Here is a 14,004-nt window from a genome sequence, read left to right as displayed (position 1 = left end):
CGCACATTATTCAGCCCGCGGTATTGATCATCGAGGCGGCCGCGTAGGTGAGGTACTCCCACAACTGCCGCTCCTGCTCAGGGGGGAGGCCGAGCTCGTCGAGGGCCACCCGCATGTGGCCGAGCCAGGCGTCGTGCGCCGCCCGGTCCACCTGGAACGGGGCGTGCCGCATCCGCAGCCGAGGGTGCCCCCGCTGGTCGCTGTAGGTGCGTGGCCCGCCCCAGTACTGCATGAGGAACAGCGTGAACCGTTCCTCGGCGGGACCCAGATCCGCCTCCGGGTACATCGGTCGCAGCAGCGGGTCGTCCGCGACGCCCTGGTAGAAGCGGTGGACCAGGCGCCGGAAGGTCTCCTCGCCGCCGACCTGCTCGTAGAAGGTCTGCTCCTGAAGCGTGTCGCGCGGAATCTCTGTCACCCGTCCATCGTCGCAGACACAGCGGCCGAGGTCAGGAGTCCTAGGACTCCTGACCCCGGCCCGCTCCGGCGGTTCAGTCGCGGCGGACCGTGATCGTCGTCCAGGCCCCCACGTGCACCTGGTCACCGTCCTGGAGGGGGACGGGGACATAGGGCTGGATCGGTTCCTCGGCGCCGTTGAGCGTGGTGCCGTTGGTGGAGTTCTGGTCGACGACGGCCCAGGTGCCGTCCGGCTGCTGCACCAGCACGGCGTGCTGGTGCGAGACGCCCGGGTCCTCCGGCGGCACGGCGAGATCGATGTCGGGGGACTCGCCGGTGCTGTGCCGGCGGCGGCCGATGGTGATCTGGTTGCCGGTGAGCGGAAGGTGCTGCTCCGGGGAGTACGCGGGCAGGTTGAGCCCGGTCGCCTCGGGGCCGCTGCGCTGCATCATCGCCAGGAAGTAGTCACGGTCCGGGCCGATGACGGCCTTCCAGCTGACCGTTCCCTGGTCCAGTCCGCCCTGGGCGGGGCCCTGACCGGGGAACTGCTGCTGCGGGGAGTGCGGCGCGCGAGGTGCCTGCGGCGTCTGCGGGCCCTGCTGGAACGCCTGCGGATGCTGCTGCTGCGAGGGCGGCGGCAGCATCCAGTCGTCGTCGCCGCCCGGCTGCGGCGCCTGCGGCCGCTGAGGCGCGGGGGGCGCGGACTGCTGCTGGAACGACGGCGGGGGAGGCGGCCCCTGCCGCTGCGGCTCGAACGGCGACGGCGGGCCGCCCTGCTGACCGGGGCCGTGCGGGCCCGGGCCCTGCTGACCGCCGTGCTGGCCGGGACCCTGGGGCCCCGGGCCCTGCTGGCCGGGACCATGCTGTCCGGGGACCTGCTGCCCCCCCGGCCGGCCCTGCGGCTCGAACGGCGAAGGGGAGCCCTGCTGGCCGGGCCCCTGCGAGCCCGGACCTTGCGAGCCGGGACCCTGCTGCCCCTGCGACTCGAACGGGGACGGCGACTGCTGCTGGAACGACGGCGGAGGCGGCGGCCCCTGCTGGAAGGAGGGCGGGGGCGGCGGCGGGCCCGGGCGGCTGCCCTGGTCGGGCGAGAGCGGTTCGGCCGGCCGGTTCATCTGCGAAGGCCGGGAGCCCTGGTATTCGAACGGGTCCCGCTGCTGCGGCGGCGGGCCCTGCTGCGCCTGGAAGCCGGGCGGCAGATTCAGGCCCGGCACCGGGCCACCCACGCCGCCCTGCGGGGCCAGCGGGGTGTACGACGTCGCCGTGTTCGTGAGGAAGTTCCAGCGGCACTCCTCGCAGTACGGCGCCATCGCCTCACGCGGGGTGCGGCACTGCGGGCAGAGCTCGGCCTGTGCGGTCGGCTCCCCGGTGCCGGGCACCGGGGGGTAGCCGTAACCGCGTGCGGGCGGCGGGGGAGGCGGCGGCGGGACCGCGCCCGTGGGCGCGCCCGTCCCGGCCATGCGGTGTCCGCAGACCTCGCACCAGTCCTCGGAACCCGACTGGTGTCCGTTCGGGCAGGTCGGCATGTCGGCGCTTCCCCCTCTCCTCGTCCGGCCCGGAGGCCGCCATGCTGTTCGGTACACCGTCCGGTCGGCCGGGCGGCTCTCCGTACGGTCGGTTCACTGTCGTCCGTGTCGCTATTTCTTGACGCGAACTGTCTTGGTCGAGCGCGTTTCGAGTGTCATCTCGTCCGCTTCCGCGACCCTCGCTTTCAGTCGCACAGTACCGGTCGCCGCGTCGACGACGTCGACCACCTTCGAAAGCAGTTTCGCAGTATCCGCGTTTCCGGAGCCCGACGCGAGCTGCACCGCACGGCCCAGTTTGGCTGTCGCGCCGTCGAAGTCTCCCGATTTACGCGCATCAAGTCCCTGCTGGATGACTTGTGCCAGTTCTGCCTGTCCTGTGTAGTGCGCCACCTGGGGGTTGATCGAGGTGGACGCGACCATGTCGTCCGTCCACACGGCCCGCACGAGACCCTGGGAAAGGGTCTGCGGGGCGCCGCCGCCGGACGGAGGCGGCAGGATCAGCGAGACCCGGGCCGCCAGCATCTCCTGGCCGATCCCGGCCTCCGGAACCCTGACGCACACGTGGTAGTCCCGGGACTCGTCGCCCCAGGAACCGGTCGGGTAGTCGCCCGCACGCGGTCCCGCCTCGGTGCGGCGGTGGCTCAGATCGGCGACCGTGGGGGCCACCTGCTTGACGAAAACGATCTCCACACCGACGGGCGTCCAGAGCCGCAGCGCCACGTCCGCGACCTCCTTGCCCATCGCGTTCTCCATCATCTGTGTGAAGTCCGCGGCAAGCCCCGCGGGGTCGGCGACGATGTCCGCCGTGCCGAGCAGGGCGGAGGCGATCGCTGTGACCTCTTTCACCTCCCAGTCGGTGCCGACACCCCTCGCGTCACACGTGAACCGGCCCGCACAGGAATCCAGGGCGGCCCGCAGATCCTCCGGGGACTCGTGCTCGTTGCGGCCGTCGGTGAGGAGGATGCCGTGCCGGATGTCCACCTCTGCGGCTCCGAGCAGCCGGTCGGTCAGCCGCAGCCAGGTCCCGATCGCGGTGCCCCCGCCCGCGCTCAGCCGGCGAAGGGCCTCCTTCGCCTGGGCCTTGGTCCCCGGGTCGGCCGTCGCCAGCTGCCCGTTGCCCGGGTACACGTCCTTGGCCACGTGCGTCCCCGCGACCACGGCGAACCGGGTGCCGTCGCGCAGGGTGTCGATGGCCGCCGCCGTCGCGTCGCGGGCGTTGCGCATCTTCGTGGGCGGGTAGTCCATCGAGCCCGAACAGTCGACCATGAGCACCACCGCGGCTTCCGGCGCCTGCCCCGGGAGGTGACCCGATGCCGGAACACCGTCGGCCAGCGGCACACCGCCGGTCGTCCCCCCGCCCGTGGACGTGACGGTGACGATCGCGTTGACTTCGCGGCCGCCCTCGGGGAGGTATTCGTTCTGGTACACCTCGACGGAGAACTGCGGCACGCTGGACTTGGAGAAGTTGGCCATCTGATCGGCTCCTCGATGCTCCACATATGTCGGAAGAAGACAGGTGGGCGGACAGAGTTCAGGGCGTAGGACGCGTGCACGGGGCGCGGGACGAGCAGGGCGCGGGACAGGGCGGAACGCCGGCCGGCAGCCGGCGGACCGCGAGCGGCTCAGGCCGATCCTGCCCCTCGAGCCGCCACGGCGAACGGCAGCAGCGCCACTGTTACGTTGTCGTGGCCCCCGCCGTCGAGGGCATGACCGACCAGCACCTGGGCGCCGTGCAACGGCCGTTCGAACGCGTCGGCCGGCACGGCCGCGGCCATCTCCGCCGCCGCCTCCGCGTAGTTCCACAAGCCGTCGGTGCACACCACCACCAGGCCGGGCCGGTCGGGCTTGAACGACGCGGTGTGCGGCTCCAGTTCGTACGCGTCGGCGCCGAGCCAGCCCGTGATCGCGTGGGCGCGCTCGTCGGCGTACGCCTCCGCCTCGTTCATCAGGCCGGTCGCCACCATCTGCGCCGCCCAGGAGTCGTCCTCCGTGAGCCGGGCCGGCGGGTGGGAGCGGTCCTCGGGCACCCAGTAGACACGGCTGTCGCCGACCCAGCCGACGACCAGCAGACCGCCCGCCATGATCGCGCCGACCAGGGTGCAGGCCGGGGCGTTCTGATGGCGGTGCTGATCGTGCTCCAACGCCTGACCGGGGTCCTGGGCCAGGGCGTTGACGGCCTCGGACGCGGCCAGGATGGCCTCGTGCATCGCCTGCTGCGCGTGCGTGCCGCGCGGCAGCGACTCCAGCAGCGACTCGTTGGCGGCGCTCGCCGCCGCGGCCGACGCCTCGTCGGGGCGGCTCGCCGAGGAGACGCCGTCGCACACGATGGCGACGACGGCCGGTGAACCGTCCGGCAGCGCCGTGGAGGACACCGCGAACGCGTCCTCGTTGCGGTGGTGGCGCAGACCACGGTCGCTGACCGCGGCCACCGAGCCGAGCTCCTGCTCCATGTGGTCGCGCTCGCGGGGCTGGGCGTGGCCGCAGTTCTCGCAGTAGCCGTCGGTGTCCACATGGCCCGAGCGGCAGGCCACACAGACCTTGGCGCCGGACGCCGCCCCACCGGCGGCGGCGTGCTCCGCGGTACGGGGGTCGGGGGCGGCCAGTTCGAAGTCGCCGGCGGCGTCGGCCCGAGCGGGCTGGGCTGCCCCCTCCGGGGAGTCCGGCTCGTCGTAGCGGACCGCGGCCCCCTCCGCGGCGGGCAGGGGCTTGCCGCCCGAGTCCACCCCCGGGAGATCGGCCGGGCGGTGCGTGGGCGCCGGCAGGTCGGAGCTGTCCGTCGCGGAGGCGGAGGGCCATTCCACCAGGCCGGCGCCGACGGGCGCTGCGGCGCCCTGTCCGGGCACCGTGATGGCGACCGTCGGACGGTCGGCGGGCGGCGCCGGCACGGCCGAGAGGTCGTACCCGCACGCCCCGCAGAACAGGTCGCCCGGCTCCAGCGGTTCCTCGCAGCTGGGGCACCCCGGCAAGGAGGCCTGCTGGTGGCTCTGTGACATCTTCACACCCAGGTCCGGGGGCGGAAACGGTTGGCCCGCTCCACCAGTTCGATCCTCTCGTCGCCCCGCTGCGCGAGCCGGGCGAGCATCCGGTACGAGCGTTCGAGGCCGAACCTGAGGCCCCGCTCGTCCAGCTCGCTGCCGAGCACCGTCCTCGGCCCCGCGGCTGCGGGAGAGGACTGAGCCGACGGCTGAGCCGTGGGACTACCGGAGAGTACCCAGTCGAGCGCCGTGCCGAGTACCTCGGTCGACAACTGCTCGCGTCTCACCGCGTCCAGGCCGTAGCCCTGCAGCGCGGTCACCTGGTCCGCGGCGGCCGACAGATCGTTGATCAGCGGCTCGTGCGGGGCCCGTTCACGGAGCCGGGCCCGCACCGCGGCGACCCGGGCCGCCGTGTAGTGGATCGACGACTCGGGCACGGATTCCAGGGTGCGCACGGCGGCGGGCCGGTCACCCGCGGCGATCTGCACCCGGGCCAGACCGAACGCCGAGCTGACGAAGCTCGGGTCCGTCTCCCACACCAGGCGGTAGTACTCCGCGGCGTTGTCCAGCTGCCCCAGCACCTCCGCGCAGACACCCAGCGCGAGCTTCGGCGCGGGCTCGCCCGGGAAGGCGTCGTAGACCGCGTCGAAGGACAGCGCGGCGTTCTCGTGGTCACCGGTCACCAGCGAGGTGATCCCGCGGTACCAGACCACCCGCCAGTCGTCCGGGTGCTGGGCCTCGACCGCCGTCAGCGCCCTTACCGCGGAGTCGAGTTCACCCATCTCCAGGCGGGCGCGGAGTTCCCGCAGCCGCGTCTCCAGCGAGGCGGCGGGCACGGAGTGCAAGGCGGAGATCAGCTCCGCCGGCGCCGACGTCATCACCCCGGCGAGGAAACCGGCGTTGGGGTCGTTCGGGTCGACCCGGGGCACGGGAAGGGCCAGCGAGGTCGCCCTCGCGTCGAACGTGGCGAGCCGGGGGCCGGCACCCGGGTACACGGCCGGAAGCGCCCCTGGCCCCTGGACCGGCGAGCGAGGCGCCGGGACGGTTGTCCGGGGCTGCGGATACACCACCGCGCCGCTTCCCGCGCTTCCCCGGACATGGGTGTCGGGCGCGTACAGCGGAGCGGCTCCGGGCGGTGGGCCCTGCGGCGCCGGTGCGACGGCGGGGGCGGCCGTCAGCGACGGGGCGGGGAGGGTGGCCGCGGGGACGGCCGCCGCCGGCCGCCGGCGTCCGACGCGTCCCGCGCCGCCGGACGGGCCCGTCCGGGCGCCGAGCCGCGACACGTCACCGGTCAGCTCCGCGAACAACGCCGTGTCCGTGACGCGCATCTCCGTACCGAACAGGGTCGAGAGCGCCGGGCGCGGACGCCCCGTCTGCAGGGCGACCACCTCCCGCAGCACACCCGTCAGCTGCTCCGCCATCTCCGCGGCCGAGGAGAACCGGCGGGCCGGATCCGGGTCCGTGGCCCGCACGAGCAGCCGGTAGAACGACTCGTACCTCCGGAACACCTCGATGTTGTCCGGGTCGGGGAGCGAGTCCACGAAGACGTTCGTGTACCCCTGGAAGTCGAAGGTCAGCACCGCGAGGGTCCGCGCGACCGTGTAGAGGTCGGAGGCGACGGACGGGCCGACCTCGGCCACCTCGGGCGCCTGGTAGCCGACGGTGCCGTAGATGGCCGACTCGTCGTCGTCCATCCTGCGCACCGCGCCCATGTCGATGAGCTTGAGCTGGTCCTCGGTCTGGATCGCGTTGTCGACCTTGAAGTCGCAGTACAGCACGTTGCGGCTGTGCAGGTGGCCGAGCGCCTCCAGCGCCTCGATGCCGTACGCGCAGGCCTGCTCCACCGGCAGCGGGTCCCGCTTGCCGACCGGTGTGCGGCGCTCGTTGGCGATCTCCTTGAGGGACTTCCCGCCGACGTACTCCATGACGATGTAGCCGTCCAGCGAACCGGTGCGCTGGTCCAGGTGTTCCACGAAGTTGTAGATGCGGACGATGTTGGAGTGCTCGATCTCCGCGAGGAAGCGCCGCTCGGAGATGGCCGCCGCCATGGCGTCCTGGTCCCCGGTGTCCAGAAGTCCCTTGAGGACCACCCAGCGGTCGGAGACCGCCCTGTCCACCGCGAGATAGACCCAGCCGAGCCCGCCGTGCGCCAGGCAGCCCGCCACCTCGTACTGCCCGTGCACGATGTCGCCGCCGCGCAGCTTCGGCACGAAGGAGTACGGGTGACCGCACTTGGTGCAGAACCCTTCGGTACGGCCCGGCCGCTCGCCACGGGCCCGGCCCACCGGCGCCCCGCAGTCGGAGCGCGAGCAGAATCGCTTCCGTTCGGGGACCTCGGGGTTCGCCATCACCGCCGTCTGCGGGTCGGGCCGCGGCACGTCGGGCACGAGCACCAGGCCCGCGCCCAGCCGGCCGCGCCCGGAGGAGGAGCCCGTCGAGACGCCCGAGGAACGCACCGACACCGAGCGGGACGTGGAGCTTCCGGACAGGGAGCGGGAGAGCCGCCCGGACACCGAGCGCCGGGAGGTCGACGAGCGGGACGAGGACCGGGCGGACGCCTGCGAGCCGGTCCGCTGCGAGGTGCTGCCGCTTCCCCGGCCGCCCGCCGCCCTGCCACCGCCCGCGATGCCGGTGGGCGGTGAACTCACCATGCCCGTCGGTGACACGACCGGCGCGAGGCCGCAGGTGTCGCAGTACAGCTCGCCGCCGCCCATGTCCTCGTAGCTGCCCTCGCACGTGGGGCGCTGGCACTCCGTACTCATGATGTCTCCCCCTGTCCGTCGTACTCGCCCCGACGGCGCGGTGTCAGCAGATCGGTGGCGGCCTGCTGGTAGCGCAGCACCGCCTGTTCGGCGACGCGCAGATCGCACGGGGCGCTCCACAGCATCCGGCGGGCCACGTCGTACCGCTCGATGAGGAACGGGTCCTCCGCGAGGCCGTGCCGGGCCACCTTCGCCTTGTAGGCGTCGAGCCTGCCGCGCAGCTCCGCACGGACCGCGAGCGGCGCCGTGACGGACGTCAGAGAGTCCCGGGCGCGCAGCAGTTCGTCCTCGGCCTCCCGCTCCAGCGAGTCCAGCAGCGGCGACAGCCGGTTCCACTGGGCGTGCCTGCGGTATTCGGAGGCGGCGGCCAGCCTTTCCTGCAGAGCGGTCGGCGGGCCGCTGACCGCGGGCACCTCGGAGGCGGCGATCTTCGCCAGCACCTCGCCGCGCGCGGACCGGGCCTCCGAGAGCGTACGGTCCGCGCGGGACAGGACGTCGCGCAGCTGGACCAGGCGCTGTTCGGCGTCCTGCCGGACCGCGAGCACCGCCTCGATCTCCCGCCGTACGTCCTCCAGGGCGCGGGCCGCCCGGTCGTAGCGTGTGGTGTCGGGACGTCCTCCGCCGGGCGCGGCACTGCCGGGGACCGGCATCCAGAACGCCAGCGGATCGGAGATCACCTGCACCCGCAGTGCGGTCAGCTCCTCGGTGATCGACTCCAGGTCGTCCCCGGCGGGATGTTCTCCGGGGCGCACCCCTACGGAGTGCGCCAGGGAGCGCGTGCGGCGCAGCTCCGCGGCGAGCAGGTCTATCCGGGCGGGCAGCGCCGACCACACGGAGTCCGCGGCGACGACCATGTCCAGCGAACGGGCGTACAGGTCGTTCATCCGGGCGACCAGCTCCTCCAGCGTGAACCGCTCGGAGAGTCTGGCCGGCCCGCCGCCGGAGGGCCCCGGGCTGACCGCACCCGGGTTCGCGACGGTCACGCTGTCACCGCGCAGGATGTCGGTGAGGGCCGCCAGGTCGTCCTTGCCGGGGTAGCGGCGCCCGGCCCGGATCTCCCGGGCCCTGGCGAGAGCCCCCGCGTAGGCGTCGAAGTACCCCCACAGCAGTGTGATCGACTGCTCGGTCGTGGCCCAGCGTCCCTTGGTGACGCCGGTCAGATCGGCACCCTCCAGGAGCCGGCGGCCGGCGTGGTCCTGCAGGGCGAGGAGCGAGGTCTCGATGGCCTCGTGCTCCGCACCGAGCCGGGCCAGCGCACGGTCCGCCTCGTCCCGGTCCATGACCGGGCCGGGGGGCCTCCCCGCGAAACCGGGGAAGGATCCCGCCACGCCCATCGATCACCTCTCCGTTCCGTCCGCCGGACCCCAGGGCCCGGACAGGTTCAGTTGCTGCGGTACTTGGGTGCCGGGGGGCCCTCGATGCCGGGCAGCCCCTCAGCCAGCCAGGTCCGGTAGGACTTCATCCAGGGGCTGTCCGCACCGCCCTGGCGGTACTCCGCCAGCACCTGGTTGACCCGCGCCACCAGGTCGTCGGCGCCGAGCTTCGCGGCCACGCCGTAGTACTCGGTGGTGAACGGCTTGTCGCCCTTGAGCTCCACCGCGGGGTCCTGGGCCGCCTGGCCGGCCGCCAGCGCGTTGTCCGTGACCACCGCGTCGACCTCACCGAGCTGCAGCCGCACCAGGCAGTCGAGCTGGTTGGGGACGGTCAGCTGGTCCTCGTCCAGCTCGGTGTCGTCGTGCTCGTCCTCGAAGACCGCGCCGAAGGACTTCTCGTTCAGCGCGTCGTACGCCGTCGAGCCCTCCGCCGTGCAGACCCGCTTGCCCTTGAGGGACTCGTCGTAGCCGGTGATCGCCGACTTCTTGGGCGCCAGGACCTGCTGGCCCGCCTGGAAGTAGGCCGTGGAGAACGCGACCTGTTCGGCGCGCTTGCAGTTGATCGTCATCGTGCGCACGACGACGTCGACCTTGTCGTTCTCCAGCGCGGCGATGCGCTGGTTGGTGGGGATGGCACGGAAGATCACCGCGTCGCGGTCGCCGAGGATGTTCTCCGCGATGGCCCGCACCAGGTCGATGTCGAAGCCTTCGAGCGTGCCCGACTCGGCCTCCGGGTTCCGGTAGCCCCACCGGAAGCTGTTCTGGTCGACACCGGCTATCAGCTTGCCGCGCTTCCTGATCTTCTCGATGCTCGGGCCGTCGGCGCTCGACGCCGGCAGGCTCGCCTCCGGGTCCTTGCACTCCTCGTCGGCCTTCGCGGGCACCGCCGAGGTGGCCCCAGGCCCCGTGTGCAGCCCGCCCAGCGTCCCCTCGCCGTGCGCCAGCGGCAGCAGGGTGAGCGAGGCCGTGACGGCACAGGCCACCGCCATGCCCGTCACACCGCCCCAGCCGCGCAGTCTGCCGCGTGCGGCCCAGCCCTTCGGCCTGGTCATCGCTCGTCCCCTCACCGGTACTCCGAGAGCCTGCGGTTGACCCCGACTATCGCGGCGACCGCACCCAGCACGGCGAGGACGGCGGCCCCGGCCGGCAGCCCGCCCAGCGCTCCGCGGCCGTCCTCGGCCGCTGCGTCGAACTGGTCCTGTTCATGCGCGAGGGCCGTCTCCAGCGCGTCGTCGACCTTCTCGAAGGACTCACCCGTGGAGTTCTTCGGGTCGATGATCTGCAGCAGCGCGCTGTCGTAATCGCCCTGGTCGTCCGTCGCCCTGGCCTTCTTGTGGCGGTCCTGCCACTCGGACACACTGTTGATGGCGGCCTCCACCGGCTCACTCCCCCCGGAGTCGTCGCCGGCGAGCTTCTCCGCGCTCTCGAGCTGTGTGCCGAGTGCCTTCATACCCGTGCTGTAGTCGGTCTCGTACTTGTCCTGCTTGCCGTCCGGGGTCAGGACCGCGCCCCGGGCGACCAGCGTGAGGTTCTCGTTGGCCCGTGCCTTCAGCGAATTGATCCTGGCCTTGTTGAGGACGTCGAGTGACTGCTGCCCGTTCACCATCGCGCTATGCAGTTCCGCCCTGGCCACCGTGTGCCCCACGGCCAGCCACAGCAGCACCACCGTGGCCGCTGCCGTCGCCGCGAGCAGCCCGTGGTTGAAGACGCGGTTCGTCCTGCGGTAGTTGCGCCGCTGCATCCACACCAGCGCGGCCAGCGCCACGATCCCGGTGGCCAGCGAGAGGAAGGGCCAACGCCGCGCGTCGGCCGAGTCGGTGGAGAGCCGGCCGGTCTCCGCCGCGTACAGCCGCTCGGCCGCCGGGAGGATCTCGTTCGTCATCTTCTGGTTGGCGTACCGGAGATAGGCGCCGCCGAGCGGCAGCCCCTGCCGGTTGTTGGCCCGGGCGCGCTCGATCAGCCCCGTGTACTCGGGAAGCAGCTCGCCCAGCGTGGTGATCTCCCGGTGCGACGACGTCGAGGCGTCGGTGTTCGCCGCGGCCTTCACCAGCAGCCGGGAGGCCTCCTTGATGTCCGCGTCGTACTGCGCGAGCACGTCCTTGGGCTCCTGAGCCCCCGCCAGGAAGCCGCTTGCGGCCATCGTGTCCGCGTCGGCCAGCGAACGGTAGATGCTCGCCGCGGCCGCGCTCAGCGGCTGACTGCGGTTCACCACGTCGTCGGCGGACGAGGACCGTCCGGAGATCTCCGTGACGGTGACCGCGCCGAACACCACGACCAGCAGGGCCAGTACGGCGCCGAAGATCTGCAGCCTGCCCGGCTCGGTCGTCGCAGCGGCGCGCAGCCGGTCGACGGCCACGGACGGGGCACCACGGCGCTGCGCGGGTACGGTCACGGGCGCGGACGGCACATCCGGCTCGGGCTCCCGCAGTGCGGCCCCGCTCGGCGGGTATGTCACTTGACCTCCCCCTCGGTCATGACGACGGCCCGGCCCCCCGGCCGATCGGGGGACGACTCGTCCTGGCCAGAAGTATGGCCCCAGGGGCCGCAGTCCACCAGGAATGCCCGGATCCCGCCCCCGCCCCCCGTATTCGATCAGGCCGAGCGCGAGCGATCAAGGCGATCCGCCGGGCGGGCCTCCGAGCAGACTGATCTCCCTACCATGAACACGTCCGGGACAGCTGATCGGTTCCCGTACGCGAAGGGCGCCCCGCGCGGCACAGCCACGGGACGCCCGACGCCTCCGGCCCTCTCAGGCGTACTGCGTCCGCAGCCTGTCGTACGCCGCGGTGGCGGCCCCCGTGTGGTCGAGACCCAGCAGCCCGGCGCCCAGCACCGGCGGAGCCGAGACGACCCGGACCACCGCCTTCGGCGCGCGCACGGCGAGGAGTTCGCCGATCCGGGCGTCCAGAGCGGGGTGGCGGGCCGCCAGCACGCTGCCGCCCAGCACCACCGGCACCTCTTCCTCCAGCAGGCCGAGCCGGGCCAGCGAGACGGCGGCCATCGCCACCACCTCGTCGCCCAGCCGGTCCACGAGGTCGCGCGCGACCCGGTCGCCGGCCGCACCGGTGGAGAACAGCACCGGTGTCAGCTCGTGCCGGCGGGCGTACGGTATGCGCCCCCGGTGCAGCCCCTCGATCAGCGCGTACATCGAGTCGAGCCCGAAGTGCCCCGGCAGGGTCCGCGCCAGCTCGGTCGGCTCGCCGCGGCCGTCCTCGGCCCTCGCCGCGAACCACAGCGCCTCCTCGGCCAGCCCCGAACCGCCGCCCCAGTCACCGGATATCCGGCCGATCGCGGGGAAGCGGGCGGTCGCTCCGTCCGGCCGCATGCCGACGCAGTTGATCCCCGCACCGCACACCACGGCGACGCCACGGGGCTCGTCGACCCCCGCGCGCAGGATCGCGAAGGTGTCGTTGCGCACCTCCACGGTGCCGCCCCAGCCGCGGCCCTCCAGCGCCTCGGCCAACTCCCGTTCCTCGACCGGGAGGTCGGCGTTGGCCAGGCAGGCCGACACATGGTCGACGCCGTCGACCCCCGCCTGCGCGAGGGCCGGCCCGACCGCCTCCGCCAGCCCGTCGACGGCCGTGCCGATCCCGACGACCGGCGGCTGGAAGCCACCCCCGCGCCCGGTGCCGAGGACGGTCCCGTCGGCGCCGATCACGGCCACGTCGGTCTTGCTGTTGCCCGCGTCGATCGCGAGCACATGTGCGGTCAGGCCCACGCCAGGTGCTCCCGGTTGTGCGCGATCAGCTTGTCGGTGAGCGCCTCGGCGTACTCGAACTGCCCGATCAGGGGGTGGGCCATCAGGGCCTTGAACACCCGGTCGCGGCCGCCGCGGAGCGCGGCGTCCAGGGCCAGGTCCTCGTACGCGGTGACGTGACCGATCAGCCCGGCGAACAGCGGGTCCAGGGAGGGCACCGCGAGCGGTGTCGCGCCCGTGCCGTCGACCCGGGCCTGGACCTCGATCACCGCGTCGTCCGGCAGGAAGGGCAGCGTCCCCTTGTTGTACGTGTTGACCACCTGCACCGCGGAGCCGCCCCCGCCGAGCAGCGCGGACGCCAGGTCGACTGCCGCCTCCGAGTAGAAGGCACCGCCCCGCTTGCCCAGCAGTGCGGGCTTCTCGTCCAGGGCCGGGTCGCCGTACATCTCCAGGAGCTCCTTCTCCATCGCTGCGACCTCGGCCGCGCGGGACGGCTTCGTGCCGAGTTCCCGTACGACCTCGTCGTGCGCGTAGAAGTACCGCAGGTAGTACGAGGGGACCACGCCGAGGCGGTCGACGATCTGCCGGGGCATGCGCAGGTCGCCGGCGATCGCGTCACCGTGTTCCGCGAGGAGCTTCGGCAGGACGTCCTCGCCGTCCGGGCCGCCCAGGCGCACCCCGAGCTCCCACGTCAGGTGGTTGAGCCCGACATGGTCGAGGTGGACCTCGCCCGGCGTCACGTCGAGCAGCGCGGCGAACTTCCGCTGGAAGCCGATCGCCACGTTGCACAGACCGACGGCCTTGTGCCCGGCCTGGAGCAGCGCCCGGGTGACGATCCCCACCGGGTTGGTGAAGTCGATGATCCAGGCGTCGGGGTTGGCGCGGCGTACCCGCTCGGCGATGTCGAGGACGACCGGGACGGTGCGCAGCGCCTTGGCGAGACCCCCCGCCCCGGTGGTCTCCTGGCCGACGCAGCCGCATTCGAGCGGCCACGTCTCGTCCTGGTTGCGGGCGGCCTGCCCGCCGACGCGGAGCTGGAGCAGCACCGCGTCGGCGCCGGCGACCCCGGCGTCCAGGTCGGATGTGGTGACGATCCGCCCCGGGTGGCCCTGCTTGGCGAAGATCCGCCGCGCCAGGCCGCCGACCAGCTCCAGCCGGTCGGCCGCCGGGTCGACGAGCACGAGCTCCTCGACCGGCAGGGTGTCCCGCAGCCGCGCGAAACCGTCTATCAGTTCGGGGGTGTAGGTGGACCCGCCGCCAACTACTGCGAGCTTCATG

10 protein-coding genes are annotated in these 14,004 nt (G+C 72.8%); all 10 read right to left on the bottom strand.

Annotated features, from left to right (window positions below; translation table 11 throughout):
- Positions 1 to 10 precede the first annotated feature (10 nt).
- Positions 11 to 415 carry a globin gene (locus OG379_RS13655; RefSeq protein ID WP_362937074.1) on the bottom strand — a complete coding sequence of 135 codons (405 nt, stop codon included), beginning with the start codon at positions 413 to 415 and terminating at the stop codon, positions 11 to 13.
- Positions 416 to 488: 73 nt separating this feature from the next.
- Positions 489 to 1,919, bottom strand: coding sequence for an FHA domain-containing protein (locus tag OG379_RS13650; protein WP_405662457.1), 1,431 nt, complete (start codon positions 1,917 to 1,919; stop codon positions 489 to 491).
- A gap of 111 nt (positions 1,920 to 2,030) precedes the next feature.
- Positions 2,031 to 3,392 carry a vWA domain-containing protein gene (locus tag OG379_RS13645; protein WP_405662455.1) on the bottom strand — a complete coding sequence of 454 codons (1,362 nt, stop codon included), beginning with the start codon at positions 3,390 to 3,392 and terminating at the stop codon, positions 2,031 to 2,033.
- 149 nt (positions 3,393 to 3,541) lie between these two features.
- A complete protein-coding gene (locus OG379_RS13640) occupies positions 3,542 to 4,912 on the bottom strand; it encodes a PP2C family serine/threonine-protein phosphatase (RefSeq protein WP_405662453.1) in 1,371 nt (456 codons plus the stop codon).
- 2 nt (positions 4,913 to 4,914) lie between these two features.
- Positions 4,915 to 7,656, bottom strand: coding sequence for a tetratricopeptide repeat protein (locus tag OG379_RS13635; RefSeq protein WP_405662451.1), 2,742 nt, complete (start codon positions 7,654 to 7,656; stop codon positions 4,915 to 4,917).
- Positions 7,653 to 8,990: a hypothetical protein gene (locus OG379_RS13630; protein ID WP_405662449.1), complete on the bottom strand. Its 1,338-nt coding sequence runs from the start codon at positions 8,988 to 8,990 to the stop codon at positions 7,653 to 7,655. Before OG379_RS13630 ends, OG379_RS13635 begins: the two co-directional genes overlap by 4 nt.
- A gap of 47 nt (positions 8,991 to 9,037) precedes the next feature.
- Positions 9,038 to 10,081 (bottom strand): glutamate ABC transporter substrate-binding protein, encoded by a 1,044-nt coding sequence (locus tag OG379_RS13625; RefSeq protein ID WP_405662448.1) that lies wholly within the window; start codon positions 10,079 to 10,081, stop codon positions 9,038 to 9,040.
- 11 nt (positions 10,082 to 10,092) lie between these two features.
- Complete coding sequence (locus tag OG379_RS13620; protein WP_405662446.1) at positions 10,093 to 11,484, bottom strand: hypothetical protein; 1,392 nt, start codon at positions 11,482 to 11,484, stop codon at positions 10,093 to 10,095.
- 294 nt (positions 11,485 to 11,778) lie between these two features.
- Entirely contained in the window at positions 11,779 to 12,747 is a 969-nt protein-coding gene (locus OG379_RS13615; protein WP_405662443.1) for an N-acetylglucosamine kinase, read from the bottom strand.
- The gene (locus OG379_RS13610; RefSeq protein WP_393759320.1) at positions 12,738 to 14,003 is read right to left on the bottom strand and encodes a 6-phospho-beta-glucosidase; all 1,266 of its coding nucleotides are present in this window, start codon (positions 14,001 to 14,003) and stop codon (positions 12,738 to 12,740) included. The genes OG379_RS13615 and OG379_RS13610 overlap by 10 nt, the downstream gene beginning before the upstream one ends.
- Position 14,004 lies beyond the last annotated feature (1 nt).

It is taken from the genome of Streptomyces sp. NBC_01166, from assembly GCF_045039765.1.
In the GTDB taxonomy this organism is placed as follows: domain Bacteria; phylum Actinomycetota; class Actinomycetes; order Streptomycetales; family Streptomycetaceae; genus Streptomyces.
Note: the sequence above shows the minus strand (reverse complement) of the source record. Positions and strands in the feature narration are given on the sequence as shown.